Origin of the sequence: Allobosea sp. (genome assembly GCF_017308075.1) — a bacterium.
In the GTDB taxonomy this organism is placed as follows: Bacteria; Pseudomonadota; Alphaproteobacteria; order Rhizobiales; family Beijerinckiaceae; genus Allobosea.
The window spans coordinates 35,335-47,682 of record NZ_JAFKFX010000052.1; the positions used below are offsets into that span (position 1 = coordinate 35,335).

Annotated in this window: 14 protein-coding genes, 1 tRNA gene and 1 pseudogene; 10 read left to right on the forward strand and 6 right to left on the reverse strand. The window is 66.3% G+C overall.

Going from position 1 to position 12,348, the window contains the following annotated elements; translation table 11 throughout:
• Positions 1 to 3: 3 nt before the first annotated feature.
• The 3 genes from J0J10_RS25050 to J0J10_RS25060 all read right to left on the reverse strand — a co-directional run bounded on the left by J0J10_RS25050 (position 4) and on the right by J0J10_RS25060 (position 1,374).
• Positions 4 to 558, reverse strand: coding sequence for a TetR family transcriptional regulator (locus J0J10_RS25050; RefSeq protein ID WP_291650116.1), 555 nt, complete (start codon positions 556 to 558; stop codon positions 4 to 6).
• On the reverse strand, positions 555 to 926 hold the full coding sequence (locus tag J0J10_RS25055) for a hypothetical protein (RefSeq protein ID WP_291650118.1): 372 nt from the start codon (positions 924 to 926) through the stop codon (positions 555 to 557). Before J0J10_RS25055 ends, J0J10_RS25050 begins: the two co-directional genes overlap by 4 nt.
• Before the next feature lie 184 nt (positions 927 to 1,110).
• On the reverse strand, positions 1,111 to 1,374 hold the full coding sequence (locus J0J10_RS25060; RefSeq protein WP_291650121.1) for a hypothetical protein: 264 nt from the start codon (positions 1,372 to 1,374) through the stop codon (positions 1,111 to 1,113).
• 301 nt (positions 1,375 to 1,675) lie between these two features.
• Here J0J10_RS25060 and J0J10_RS25065 point away from each other — a divergent pair, with 301 nt between their 5' ends.
• Both J0J10_RS25065 and J0J10_RS25070 read left to right on the forward strand, forming a co-directional pair.
• Positions 1,676 to 1,963: an HlyU family transcriptional regulator gene (locus J0J10_RS25065; protein WP_291650123.1), complete on the forward strand. Its 288-nt coding sequence runs from the start codon at positions 1,676 to 1,678 to the stop codon at positions 1,961 to 1,963.
• A gap of 286 nt (positions 1,964 to 2,249) precedes the next feature.
• Positions 2,250 to 3,527 (forward strand): putative bifunctional diguanylate cyclase/phosphodiesterase, encoded by a 1,278-nt coding sequence (locus tag J0J10_RS25070; protein WP_291650125.1) that lies wholly within the window; start codon positions 2,250 to 2,252, stop codon positions 3,525 to 3,527.
• A gap of 89 nt (positions 3,528 to 3,616) precedes the next feature.
• On the opposite strand, the gene J0J10_RS25075 is transcribed toward J0J10_RS25070, so the two are convergent.
• Entirely contained in the window at positions 3,617 to 4,693 is a 1,077-nt protein-coding gene (locus J0J10_RS25075) for a 2-dehydropantoate 2-reductase (protein WP_291650127.1), read from the reverse strand.
• A gap of 157 nt (positions 4,694 to 4,850) precedes the next feature.
• On the opposite strand from J0J10_RS25075, the gene J0J10_RS25080 reads away from it, so the two are divergent.
• Positions 4,851 to 6,074 carry an MFS transporter gene (locus J0J10_RS25080; RefSeq protein ID WP_291650129.1) on the forward strand — a complete coding sequence of 408 codons (1,224 nt, stop codon included), beginning with the start codon at positions 4,851 to 4,853 and terminating at the stop codon, positions 6,072 to 6,074.
• A 102-nt stretch (positions 6,075 to 6,176) separates the two neighbouring features.
• Here J0J10_RS25080 and J0J10_RS25085 read toward each other — a convergent pair whose 3' ends face one another.
• Complete coding sequence (locus J0J10_RS25085; protein WP_291636303.1) at positions 6,177 to 6,599, reverse strand: VOC family protein; 423 nt, start codon at positions 6,597 to 6,599, stop codon at positions 6,177 to 6,179.
• A 79-nt stretch (positions 6,600 to 6,678) separates the two neighbouring features.
• Between J0J10_RS25085 and J0J10_RS25090 the strand changes: the two genes are divergently transcribed.
• From J0J10_RS25090 to J0J10_RS25120, 7 genes and pseudogenes are all read left to right on the forward strand, one after another.
• Positions 6,679 to 7,050 carry a hypothetical protein gene (locus J0J10_RS25090; RefSeq protein ID WP_291636305.1) on the forward strand — a complete coding sequence of 124 codons (372 nt, stop codon included), beginning with the start codon at positions 6,679 to 6,681 and terminating at the stop codon, positions 7,048 to 7,050.
• Entirely contained in the window at positions 7,043 to 7,453 is a 411-nt protein-coding gene (locus J0J10_RS25095; RefSeq protein ID WP_291636307.1) for an acyl-CoA thioesterase, read from the forward strand. The genes J0J10_RS25090 and J0J10_RS25095 overlap by 8 nt, the downstream gene beginning before the upstream one ends.
• Before the next feature lie 231 nt (positions 7,454 to 7,684).
• Positions 7,685 to 7,819, forward strand: a complete 135-nt coding sequence (locus J0J10_RS25100) for a hypothetical protein (RefSeq protein ID WP_291650131.1) — start codon at positions 7,685 to 7,687, stop codon at positions 7,817 to 7,819.
• A gap of 89 nt (positions 7,820 to 7,908) precedes the next feature.
• Positions 7,909 to 10,311, forward strand: a complete 2,403-nt coding sequence (locus J0J10_RS25105; RefSeq protein WP_291636311.1) for a methyl-accepting chemotaxis protein — start codon at positions 7,909 to 7,911, stop codon at positions 10,309 to 10,311.
• Positions 10,312 to 10,442: 131 nt separating this feature from the next.
• Positions 10,443 to 11,435, forward strand: coding sequence for an iron exporter MbfA (gene mbfA / locus J0J10_RS25110; protein ID WP_291650132.1), 993 nt, complete (start codon positions 10,443 to 10,445; stop codon positions 11,433 to 11,435).
• A 110-nt stretch (positions 11,436 to 11,545) separates the two neighbouring features.
• A tRNA-Ile gene (locus J0J10_RS25115) sits at positions 11,546 to 11,621 on the forward strand.
• 306 nt (positions 11,622 to 11,927) lie between these two features.
• A pseudogene (locus J0J10_RS25120) lies at positions 11,928 to 12,149 on the forward strand (transposase); the annotation flags it as partial.
• A gap of 32 nt (positions 12,150 to 12,181) precedes the next feature.
• On the opposite strand, the gene J0J10_RS25125 reads toward J0J10_RS25120, so the two are convergent.
• Positions 12,182 to 12,348 (reverse strand): IS3 family transposase (locus tag J0J10_RS25125; RefSeq protein ID WP_291650136.1); only part of this gene is annotated, 167 nt, incomplete at its 5' end.

Here is a 12,348-nt window from a genome sequence, read left to right on the forward strand (position 1 = left end):
CGGTCACGGCGCGGCCGGGCGCGGCAAGAGCCGCATGAAGCTGCGGTAGCAATCGTGCAGGTCCTGCGACGACAGGCCGAGATCGAGTTGCTGGAAGCCGACGAAAGCGGCGTATTCGATCCGGGCCAATGCCAGGGCCTCTTCGGGCCGGCGCCCTACCTCGCCATGGAGCCCGGCGAGGTATGCGATGCGCTCGCGATCGACAGCGGTGCAGATCGTGGCGACGCCGGCATCGAGCTGCGCGAGGCGGCGCATGCCCTGCTCGATGCGAAAATCGAGGCTGAGCGCCATCTTGTCGAGCGCGATCAGCCTTGCGCCTGCGGCCTCGCCCTCGTCGGCCTCCTGCATCAGCCGCAGCGTAAAGCTCTCGCGCCAATGTTCGGCAAGGGCGGCAAGGAACGCCCCGAGCGCCGGGAAATGCGCGTAGAACGAGCCCTTGGTCTTGCCGGCACGCCGGCACAGGGCCTCGATGGTCAGGCTGGACGGTCCGCCCTCGGCGAGGGCGGCAAGGCCGAGTGCGAGCCAGTCCGCCCGACTGAAGCGGGAGGGGGGCTTCACCACCACAGCCCGAGCGCGCCGCAGGCGGTCATCGGGGTAAACAGCGCCCATTGCGGGAAATGGGCGGGGCGAAGCCGGAAGCCGCCGATCATGCCGAGGCTCCAGGCCGCGAAGAGCCCGGCTCCGGCCGTGGCGAAGATGGCGAGGTCGCGGCTGGCATGGCCGGATGCGGCGAGCGCGAAGGCGAGAGCCTGTCCGGCGAGGATGATCGTCACCAGATGCCAGCAGTAATACATTGTGTATTTCGGGACATTGCGCAGCCGTTCGGCGGCGAGCAGCGGAGCGGCGATCTCGCGACCGCCGAGCCAGGCGTGGATCAGGGTCGTCAGCGCGGCGATGACGGCGGCGGCGGCCAGCCAGAGATTCATGGCGGTCTCTCAAATTTTAATACCATACGGTATGGTATTGATATTTGATCCCGGCGCAAGCGCCTCTGCCGGCAAGGGCGGCGAAAGCTGCGGAACGGGCCAGGAAGGGGAGCGCAGCGCTGCTGCACGTCGGCGTGGCAAGCGAAGGAGACTGCGGCGAGGCCGGTGTGCGCCGGCGGTCGGTTTAGCGGGCCGCGAAGCTTTCCTCTTGCGGCGAAGGCTCCCAGGCCTCGCCCGAGGCGATCAGACAGCTTTGGCCGTGCGGCGTCGTCGCGAAGACGGTGAAGGAACCTTGCGGACTGACGAAAATCTCGATCAGGACGCCGCTATCGGCCAGTCCCTGCCCGAGCCGGCGCTCCTCGAAGAGCTCGCCGAGCTGCGCGACCACTTCCTCATGCCTGCCGCAGGCCAGCCCCGCCGGAGCCTGGGCGGCGGCGGAAGTGAGCATGACGACCCCGGACGCCAGGGCCGCCAGATGCATTTTCAGGACGCGTGCCATGGCAGTACCGGTGGCAGAGCGGCCGTTGAGAGGGCAAGTTGGTCTATGGGCCTCTGTTCCCGCCCTGACTGAGCAAGAGATGGGGATGGCGTGCGTAAAACAACAGAGGCCGCTGGCGGTCGCGGTTCGACTGTCCCGGTGGGCCGCTTCATCTGCGCCCGGCCCGGCACTGCTAGCCTGCCCCTGCACGAGATGCTTGGCCTCGCGGCGCGCATCTGCGCTATAGAGAGCCAAACAGATGGAGCCAGCCATGTCTTTTCTCAAATCCCTGTTCGGCCGCAAGGAGGCGACGCCGGCAGAGCCGGTCGCGCTCAAGACGGTGGAGCACAAGGGGTTCACCATCCATGCCATGCCGTTCCAGGAAGGCGGGCAGCATCAGCTCTGCGGGGTAATCGAGAAGGAGATCGACGGCGAATTGAAGAGCTATCGCTTCATCCGTGCCGACCGGTTTCCGGGTGCGCAGGAGGCGGCGGATTTCGCGCTGGTCAAGGGGAGGCAGTTGATCGACGAGCAGGGAGAGAAGATATTCAGATCATAGAGGAGCAGTCTTCACGCCACAACGCGCCTTACGTTTCGTCATCTCTTCGGGGTCGCGATAGAATTCGCCGCCGCGCGATGCGGGGTGCAGCGCCAAGTGCAGGGATATCGACGAAAATTGTCGGTTCATTGCATGTTTCTGATTAACTGAATGCCGAGAATCGCGCGCCGAACGTCCGGCGCGATCAGCGAAATGCCGCACCACTGTCGCGATTTAAAGATTTGTTGGCATTTTTAGTTTCTTGATGGACCGGTATCGCTCGGGGCGCAATCACGACAGGTTTCGCATGTTTCGTAGTGCCGTGGCCGCGGAGACGCCGGCCGAGGGCCAGACCAGCAAGTCCGGGTCTGACACCGGCGAGGTCGACTTGGCCCTCGCCTTGCTTTCCCAGCAGGGCGTTGAGTCCAGCCTTCTCGAAGACCGTTGGTTCAAGGCCATCGTCGCCAACCTGCCTGCTGCCGTCTATACGACCAATGCCGACGGGCACCTGACCTATTTCAACCAGGCGGCGGCGCGCCTTGCGGGGCGCGTGCCGCAGATCGGCGAGGATCGGTGGTGCGTCGCCGAGCGCCTGTTCCTGCTGGATGGCGCCCCATTGCCGCATCAGGACTGCGCGATGGCGATCGCCTTGCGCGAGAAGCGTCCCGTTCGCGGCGGCGCGGCCCTGGCGGAGCGCCCTGATGGCAGTCGTGTCGCCTTCATGGCGTTCCCGACACCGCTCTATGGTGACGAAGGCGAGATGGTCGGCGCCGTCAATCTGCTGCTCGAGCTGCGTGAAGGCGAGGAAATCGACGGCGAGGCCTGCGATGCCGCTCAGGGGATCGAGGCCGATCTGCGTCTCGCCATCGCCGGCGACCAACTGCGATTGCACTACCAGCCGCTGTTCGATGCGGCGGGAGTACTGGTCGGATTCGAGGCATTGGCGCGCTGGGCCCACCCGGAGCGCGGCGAGATCTCGCCCTCCGAGTTCATCCCTGCGGCCGAGGAATGCGGGCTGATTCTGCCGCTTTCCGAGCAGTTGCTGCGGCGGGCCTGCGCCGAGGCGGCCGGGTGGACCAATCCGCTGCGGGTCGCCGTGAACATCTCGCCGCTGCAGTTCCGCCATGGCGATCTGCCGGGGCTGATCGAGACCGTGCTGGCCGAGACCGGGCTGGAGCCGGAGCGGCTCGAGCTCGAGGTCACCGAAGGCGTGATGATCACCGATTTCGACCGGACCATGCTGGTCCTGCATCGGATCAAGGCGCTCGGCGTCAGGATTGCGCTCGATGATTTCGGTACCGGCTATTCGTCGCTCTCCTACCTCCATGTCTTCCCGCTGACGACGCTGAAGATCGACCGCAGCTTCGTCGCCAATCTCGGCGTGGCCTCCGAGGCGGCGGCGATCGCGCGGGCGGTGATCTCGCTCGGTCACGCGCTCGGCATCGAGGTGGTGGCCGAAGGGGTCGAGACGCGCGAGCAGTTCGATTTCCTGGTCGACGAGGGCTGCAACTATCTGCAGGGCTTCCTGCTCGGCCGGCCGATGGCGGCGGAGGACTACGCCGTCGAGATGGGGCGCAAAGCCTAGAGCGCTCCTGCCGGAGGCGGATTGGTTGCCGATCTGCTTATGGAAGCATTGGCTTCATCCGCAGCGCGGCTTCCGCTTCCCGATCCCGCCTAAGCCGTGGCATCGGCAGGATTGCCTGCGGCGCCCTGCAATTCGGCCAGCAGCGCTTCGCCCGGCCAATATTGTCGGTTCGCATCCCGTTCCGCCGCGCGCACGAGCGCTGTCAGCCGGGTATTCACCGGCGCTCGCCGCCCGAGCCGCTCGGCTAGGCGCACGACCTCGCCGTTCAGCCAGTCGATTTCGGTGGGGCGGCCGGCGACGAGATCATCCGCCATCGAGGAGCGCGCCAGCGGGTCGATCGCCAGCATGCGGCGGCCCAGCCGCTGGAAAACTCCGTCGGGAAGCCGGAGCACGGCAGGCAGAAGCTGTGCCGGGAGCGGTGTCAGCCGCGCCGGCCGGATGCCGGCGCGCGCCAGCAGCCCGAGCGCTTCCTCCAGTGCGATGGCGAGGCAACGCCGATAGGCGCGCTGGCCGAGCTCCTCGCGCAGGGGCAGGCCGGAGAGCGCGTTGATGGCATTGTTGAGGTTGAGCAGCAGCTTGGCCCAGAGCACCGGCTCCATGTCGTCATGGCGGACCAGCGGCAGGCGCGCTGCGGTGAAGCTGGCGAGGAAGGGCGTGAGTGCTGGGGCGGCCTGCGCGTGCAAATGCCCTTGCGAGCCTTGATGGAAGGCGCCTTGGCCGCGGTGGACGACGTTGAACGCCACCATGCCGGCGAGCACTTTCTGCTGCGGCAGGGCCGTCCGCAGCAGTCCGGCATTGCCGATCCCGTTCTGTAGGCTGAGCACGACCGTGCCCGGCTGCAGAACGGAAGCGAGCTCGGCGCCGGCGGTCGCGGTGCCGGCGGATTTCACGGTGACGAGCACGAGCTCGGCGGTGGCTGCGGCCGCCGGCCCGGTCGCGAAGGCGATGACCGCCGGCCCCTGCCGCCAATGACCGCCGCGATAATCCGTGAGGCTGAGGCCATGGCGGTGCAGTTCCGCGCCGACGGGCTTGCGGCCGATGAAGGCGACGTCGGCGCCACCTGCCAGCAGGCGCCCGCCGACATAGCAGCCGATCGCGCCGGCGCCGTAGATGCAGATCCTGGCCATGATGTCGTTGCCCGCTTCCGCCGATAGAAGGTGCAGCAAGACCGGCCGCCGATAAAGCTGCGATAAAGGAGGACCTCGGTGGCCCTGCATCTGCGCCGCATGGCCCCGCGGCAGGTGCGCTTGCTGGCCCTCTGGCGCCCGCCTATTGCTCGATCAAAGAGAAACTCGTTCTCCGGCTGCGGCCAGGGGAGGGAACATGCCGATCGAAGATCCGCGCTACGCGCCCGATTCCTCCTATGCCTGGTTCAGGCTGGCGCTCGCCTTGCTGGTCGGCATGATCGCCTGCGTCGGTTCCTGGTCCGCGGTCGTGGTGGTGACGGCGGTGCAGCAGGAATTCGGCGTCCTGCGTGCCGATGCCTCGCTGCCCTATACCTTCGCCATGATCGGCTTCGGTGTCGGCAACATCGTCATGGGCCGCCTGGTCGACCGTTTCGGCATCGCCCTGCCGATCGTGCTCGGTGCGCTGCTGCTCGGCGCCGGCTATGCGCTCGCCTCGGTCTCGGCCACGCTCTGGCAGTTCGCGCTGGCGCATGGCTTCCTGATCGGGCTCGGCGCCGCGACCGGCTTCTCGCCGCTGATCGCCGACCTCTCGCACTGGTTCCGGCGCTATCGTGGCCTTGCCGTCGTCTTCGGCGCGTCGGGCAGCTACCTCGCCGGCGTGTTCTGGCCACAGCTGATCAACTGGGGCGTCGAGACGCATGGGCTGCGTACGACGCATCTGTGGCTCGGCATCGCCTCGCTGGTCGTGATGCTGCCGCTGGCACCGCTGTTCCGGCGCCGGCCGAACGCCGCGACCTTCGCGGCGGCCGAGCTGAGCAGCGCCGGCGCGCGCGGCAATCTCGGGCTGACGCCGAACCAGCTGCAGCTGCTGCTGGTCGTGGCGGGGTTCTGCTGCTGCGTCGCGATGTCGATGCCGCAGGTTCATATCGTCGCCTATTGCAGCGACCTCGGCTATGGCGTGGCGCGTGGCGCCGAGATGCTGACGGTGATGATGGCGCTCGGCATCGTCAGCCGGATCAGCTCGGGCTTCATCGCCGACAAGATCGGGGGCACGGCGACGCTGGCCCTGTCCTCGCTGATGCAGGGCATGGCGCTCTTTCTCTATCTCTGGTTCGACGGGCTGAGCTCGCTCTTCATCGTCACCGGCATTTTCGGGCTGTTCCAGGGTGGAATCGTGCCGATGTATGCGGTGGTGATCCGCGATTACATGCCGCCGCGCGAAGCGGGCGTTCGCATCGGCGTCGTGATGTCGGCGACGGTCTTCGGCATGGCCTTCGGCGGCTGGGTCTCGGGACTGATCTTCGACGCGACGGCCTCCTACCGCCTCGCCTTCCTCAACGGCCTCGCCTGGAACCTGATCAACCTCTCGATCGTCTGCTGGCTGATGTTCAAGGCGCGGCCGAAGCTGGCGGTGGCGTGATGCGTTCCGTCATTGCGGGCGCAGCAAGGCGATCCAGGGCGACATGGAACCCGTCGCCCCTGGATGGCGTCGTCGCTACGCGCCTCGCAATGACGGGAGAGTTCATGCAGGCTCGGCACCTGGCCGATAGGTTCCGAAGCACCAGACATGGCCTTCGGGATCCCGGCAGATGAAATCGCGGCTGCCATAGGGCTGGTCGGTCGGCTCCATGATGATCTCGGCGCCCGCCCGGCGCGCGCGCTCGCAGCGGGCGTCGATGTCGTCAGTGGCGATATAGGGCGAGGCCGTGGTGCCGCCGAGTTCGGCCGGGCGCGAGACGAGCTTGCCGAAAGCGTTGTCCTCGGCCGAGCCGAGCATGACATAGCTGTCGCCCAGGCGCAGTTCGCCATGCAGCAGCGTCCTGCCGTCCTGCGAGTAATGCGCAGCGACCCTCTCGAAGCCGAAGGCGTCGATCAGCCAATCATAGATTTTCGGGGCATCGGCATAGCGCAGCGAGATTGAGATCGTGGCGGGTGGCCGCGGCATGACAGTCTCCTTGTGCAGGCATCGCTTGACGCAGCTTGCCCGCCCGGCAATCTCGGCTCAACCTCAACGGGACCTCGCAATGGTGCGCCTGACACGCTTCGAGCATCGGCGACAGAAACTGATCCCGATGCGGCGTTTTGCGCTGCGCATGGGGCGGGCGATGCTGCTCTGGCTGGCGCTGACCCTGGTCGGCCTCGGCATCGGCATGGCGGGCTATGCCGCGAGCGAAGGCATGAGCGCGCTTGACGCCTTCGTCAACGCGGCGATGATCCTCTCCGGCATGGGGCCGGTCAGCGAACTCAAGACGAGTTCGGGCAAGCTCTTCGCCGGGTTCTACGCGATCTTCTCAGGCCTGTTTGTGGTGATCGCCACCGGCTTCGTGCTGGCGCCCGTGCTGCATCGTGTGCTCCATTCCTTCCATGTCGAGGAAGGAAAGGAAGCCGATGACTGAGCCTGGCCTGCAGCCCGAGGAGAAGCCGCGCGGGGCATTGACGGTGCGCACCATCGCCATGCCGGCCGATACCAACGCCAATGGCGATATTTTCGGCGGCTGGGTGATGTCGCGCATGGACTCGGCCGGTGGCATTGCCGGGGTCGACCGGGCGCAGGGGCGCGTGGTGACGATCGCGGTCGAGGCGATGACCTTCTTCCGACCGGTCAAGGTCGGCGATGTGCTCAGCGTCTACACCACGGTGGAGTCGGTCGGCCGGACCTCGATGAAGATCTATGTCGAGGCCTGGGCCAAGCGCTTCCGGACGACGATCCACGAGAAGGTCACCGATGCGACCTTCACCTTCGTCGCGATCGATGAGGAGGGCCGGCCCCGGCCGGTGCCGCCGCTCGGCGAGGACTGAAGGCAGACGTTCGCGGTCCTCGTGTCGCGGGAGGCCTACTTTCGGGAAGGTTGCCGCCCCGCCGCAGTGCTCGCCGGCTGAACCGGGAGGCCGGCAAGTCCTAAGCGAAAGTAAACCGGTATCGGTGGCCGTTGATTCAGAAGACTCCAGCCGCTTAAACGTTCTTTAAGTGAAGCACCCCGATCTTGTCGGACAACAGGCGTCAGCCTGACCTGCATGCTGGGGAGCCAGATGGTCGATCGCCGCGACATCCTGATAGGATTTGCCGCCAGCGTCGGGGAGCTGTCCGCTCCTCCCGACCGTTTCCTGGGCGCTCCGACCAAGGCCGAGATGGCCGCCGGCACTGTCGGCCCGGTTTCCATTTGATCGTTCTGTAAAGGCCAGCCGCTCGAGGGGAGCGGCGGGCATCTTCTTGCTGCCGCGACTGCGCGGCCATGCCTTCGGGAGTATCGGGTATGTCGAAGACAAAGAAGCCGGTGCGCCAGCCGAAGCCGGCATCGCGCGTCGGCATCGCCGCGCGAATCTATGCCGCGCTCGGCGTGCTGACCGTATTGACCATGGTGGCCTCGGGAGTTGCCTGGCTGTCCTATGAGCGTGTCTCGACGACGGTCGACGACATGGTCGAGCGCAAGATCCCGGTGGTCGAGCTGTCGCTCGAGCTCTGGCAGGCTGCGACGACCTCGACCGCACTGGCGTCGCGCTTCATGGAGGTGCAGGCCGTGCGCGAGCGCGCCGCGCTGACCGGCGAGTTCGACAAGGTCGAGGCGCGGCAGTTCGACCTGGTGCGCCGGATCGGTCAGCTCGGCAATGTCGACAACAAGAAGGCCCAGGCGGCGCTCGACAATCTCTCGCGCCACATCAACGACATCAACGACCTGACCGGCGAGCGCCTTCGCAATGTCGCGGAAGCGGAGACCGCTCTCGCCAACCTGTCCAAGGCGCAGGAGAACTTCATCAAGGCGGCGAGCGGCGAGGCCGAGCAGGCCAAGTTCGCGGTGACCTTCGGCTTCGACGATCTCGGCTCGCTGACCGGCGAGGCGCTGACCGGCGCCGTCCGGACCCTGGTCGACCGCGACTTCGTGATCTTCGAGCTGGCGCGGACCCTGCAGGCCGACGTCAACGAGCTCGTCGGCCTGTTGCGCGAGATCGCGCAGATCAACGACAAGGCCCGGCTCGGCACGGCGCGCGAGCGCTTCAACGGCATCGCCTACAAGCTCAGGACGATCCTGCAGGATGCCGACAAGGTCAGCACCAACCAGACGCGCACGCGCACGGTCCAGGATCTGATCGCGATCGGCGAAGGGACCGAAGGGCTGATCGACATCCGCAACCGTGATCTCACCACGCGCGAGGCGATCGCCCGCGGCCTGAAGGAGGTCGACGAGGCCGCCGAAGTGCTGCGGCGCGAGGTCGATGTGCTGGTCCAGGGTGCGCGCGGCGAAGCCAAGGCAGCCAGTGCATCGACCATCGAGACGATCGCGACCAGCAAGCTCTGGCTCGGGCTGATCGGGCTCGGCTCGCTCCTGATCGCGCTCGCATTGTCGCTGTTCTATGTCCGTCCGATGATCGTCGGACGCCTGAACCGGCTCTGGGCCGCGACCCGGGCGATCGCCGATGGGCAGCTCGAGACCAAGGTCGAGATCCGCGGCAATGACGAGATTTCGGACATCTCGAAGAGCGTGCTGCTGTTCCGTGACAATGCTGTCGCGCTCAGGGCCGCCGAGCTCGCCAAGGTCGAGGACGAGGCCCGGGCGCAGGAGCAGCGCCAGGCGATGATGGCCGAGCTCGGCCAGGCCTTCGGCGAGGTCGTCGAGGCGGCGGCGCAGGGCGATTTCAGCCGCCGGGTTTCGGCGAACTTCGCCGATGCCGAGCTGAATGCGCTCGCAGACTCGGTCAACGAGTTGCTCGCAACTGTCCAGACCGGTCTGAGCGAGACCTGCGAGGTTCTGGCCGAACTCTCGGCCGGGCGCCTGCACACCCGCGTCGAGGGCCTCTATCACGGCGCCTTCCAGGAGCTGAAGGACGGCACCAACGGCCTCGCCGGCGAATTCGAGAGCACGCTTGCGCGGCTTTCCGAGACGGTCACCGCGGTCCGCAGCGCCACCAGCGAGATCCTCGACGGCGTCACCGACCTTGCCGAGCGCACCAGCGAGGAGAGCAACGCGGTCTCGGTCGCGACGAACCAGCTCGGTGCCTTCGCCGGAAATGTCCAGAAGACCGCGAGGGATGCGGCCGAGGCCGTCGGCATGGCGCATAGCGCCGAAGAGCGCGCCCAGCAGGGCGAGCAGGTCGTCGCTTCGGCGCTCGAAGCGATGCAGCGCATCCGCACCTCGTCGAGCAAGATCTCGGAGGTCATCGCGATGATCGACGAGATCGCCTTCCAGACCAATCTGCTGGCGCTCAACGCGGCGGTGGAGGCGGCGCGGGCCGGCGAGAGCGGCAAGGGCTTCGCCGTGGTCGCTGCCGAGGTGCGCAGTCTCGCCAAGCGCTCGGCCGACGCCTCCAACGACGTCAAGAAGCTGGTCGAAGCCGCCCATGGCGACGTCAAGGTCGGTGTCGGCCTGGTCGAGCAGAGCTCCGAGGTGTTCGGCAGCATCCTGACCTCGGTCAACGATCTCTCGGCGCTGATGAACGGCATCTCGCAGACCGCGCGCGGCCAGGCCACGGATGTCTCGACGATCAACAAGGAGATCGACGGCATCGGCACCATGGCGCATCAGAACGCGGCGCTGGTCGAGCAGACCAATGCGGCTCTGGCGCTGACCGACGAGCAGACCCGCTCGCTGAAGGAGCATATCGCCCGCTTTAGCTTCCGCGAGGGGCAGGCGGCGGAACAGGAGCAGGCGCGCGCCGCCTGAGCGCTCGCCGAGCCGTGCAGTCCGGACATCACGGCCCCCGCCCCAGGCGGGGGCCGTTCTGCTTTGCGGCGTCGGCTTGCCGCTGGCGATGATTCACATTATTTAGAATTGTTCTAAACAAGGATCGCGCCATGCTTTCTTCGCTCCTTCCGGCCGGGCTCGGCGGCCGGCGCCGTTTCGACAGCCTGTCCGAGCGCGAGATCCTCGCTTTGGCGATCTCCTCCGAGGAGGAGGACGGGCGGATCTACGCGACCTATGCGGCGATGCTGCGTGCGGAATACCCGGCTTCCGCTGCGGTCTTCGACGGGATGGCGGCCGAGGAGGATGGGCATCGGCAGCGGCTGATCGGCGAGTACCGACGGCGTTTCGGGGAGGTGGTGGTGCCGATCCGGCGCGAGCATGTCGCCGATTTCTATGTCCGCAAACCGGTCTGGCTGGTCGAAAATCTCGGGCTTGCGCGCATCCGCGAGGAAGCGGCGGCGATGGAGCGCCAGGCCCGCGACTTCTATGTCGCGGCTGCAGGCCGCAGCGGCGATGCCCAGACCAGGCAGCTGCTCGGCGATCTCGCCGCGGCCGAGGCCGGTCATGAGGCGAGGGCAGGGGAGCTTGTCGACAAGCATCTGGCTGAGGGGCCGAAGGCGGACGAGGACGCCGTGGCGCGCCGCCAATTCGTGCTGACCTGGGTGCAGCCTGGGCTCGCCGGGCTGATGGACGGCTCCGTCTCGACGCTCGCCCCGATTTTCGCGACTGCCTTCGCGACGCAAAATCCGTGGACGACCTTCCTGGTCGGGCTCTCGGCTTCGGTCGGTGCCGGCATCTCGATGGGTTTCACCGAAGCCGCCCATGACGACGGCAAGCTTTCGGGGCGCGGCTCGCCCTGGAAGCGCGGCCTCGCCTCCGGGGTGATGACGACGCTTGGCGGGCTCGGCCATGCCTTGCCCTATCTCATCCCGTCCTTCTGGACGGCGACGGCGATCGCGCTGGTCGTAGTCTTCATCGAGCTCTGGGCGATCGTCTGGATCCAGAACCGTTACATGGAGACGCCTTTCGCCCGCGCCACCTTCCAGGTCGTGCTCGGCGGCGCATTGGTGCTCGCCGCCGGCATCCTGATCGGCGGAGCCTGAGGCCAGTTCCGATGTTTCGACGAAGTGTCGGATCGCCGATCTGTGCTGGCGACGGCGCTCGGCGATCTAACCCGTTGCATCGGCAGTGGGGCGAATGCTAGGCCTGCCGCGGGCCGGTAGCTCAATGGTTAGAGCTCGCTGCTCATAACAGCGCCGGTGCCGGTTCGAGTCCGGCCCGGCCCACCAATTCGTTTTAAAATCAAGGCGTTAGATACAGGACTCTGCGGGTGGAACATACAAGTGGAACATCCGCGTGTTCAATCCAGCCTATCTGCAGATCAGCCGCCACGGTGTGTTCTACCTACGTTGGCCGATTCCCCGACGCTTCCATCCGGCCAACAAGCCAACGACATTGCGGATTTCATTACGAGTTCGCGCCCCGAAGACAGCGCTACGATTGTCGCGTGCGGTCGCAAATAAGGCAGACGGGCTGGCCTGCTGCCGGTTTCGTGGACACCGAGATTGGGTGTTTCATGAAGCGGGAGGTGGCATATGCAGCGAAGACAGTTTGGGCGTGAGTTCAAGATTGAGGCGGTCCGCCTGATCAAGGATCGCGGAGTGATTGTGGCGCAGGCGTCTCGGGACCTGGATGTCCATGAGAACCAACTGCGCAAATGGGTGAAGCTCTTCTCGGTCGATCCTGCGCAGGCCTTTCCCGGCCACGGTCAGATGAAGCCGGAGCAGCTTGAGATCGAGAAGCTGCGGCGAGAGGTTGAATAGCCCCGAGTTTCGTAGACGCCGTCGTGCTACGTATTGTGCTGCCATTCGAACTCGACGGGTGACAGCATCCCGTTCCTGACGTGCTTGCGCTTTGGGTTGTAGAACATCTCGATGTAGTCGAACACGTCCTGCCTTGCCTCCTCGCGCGTTCGGTAGGTCTTGCGGCGGATCCGCTCGCGCTTGAGCAGATTGA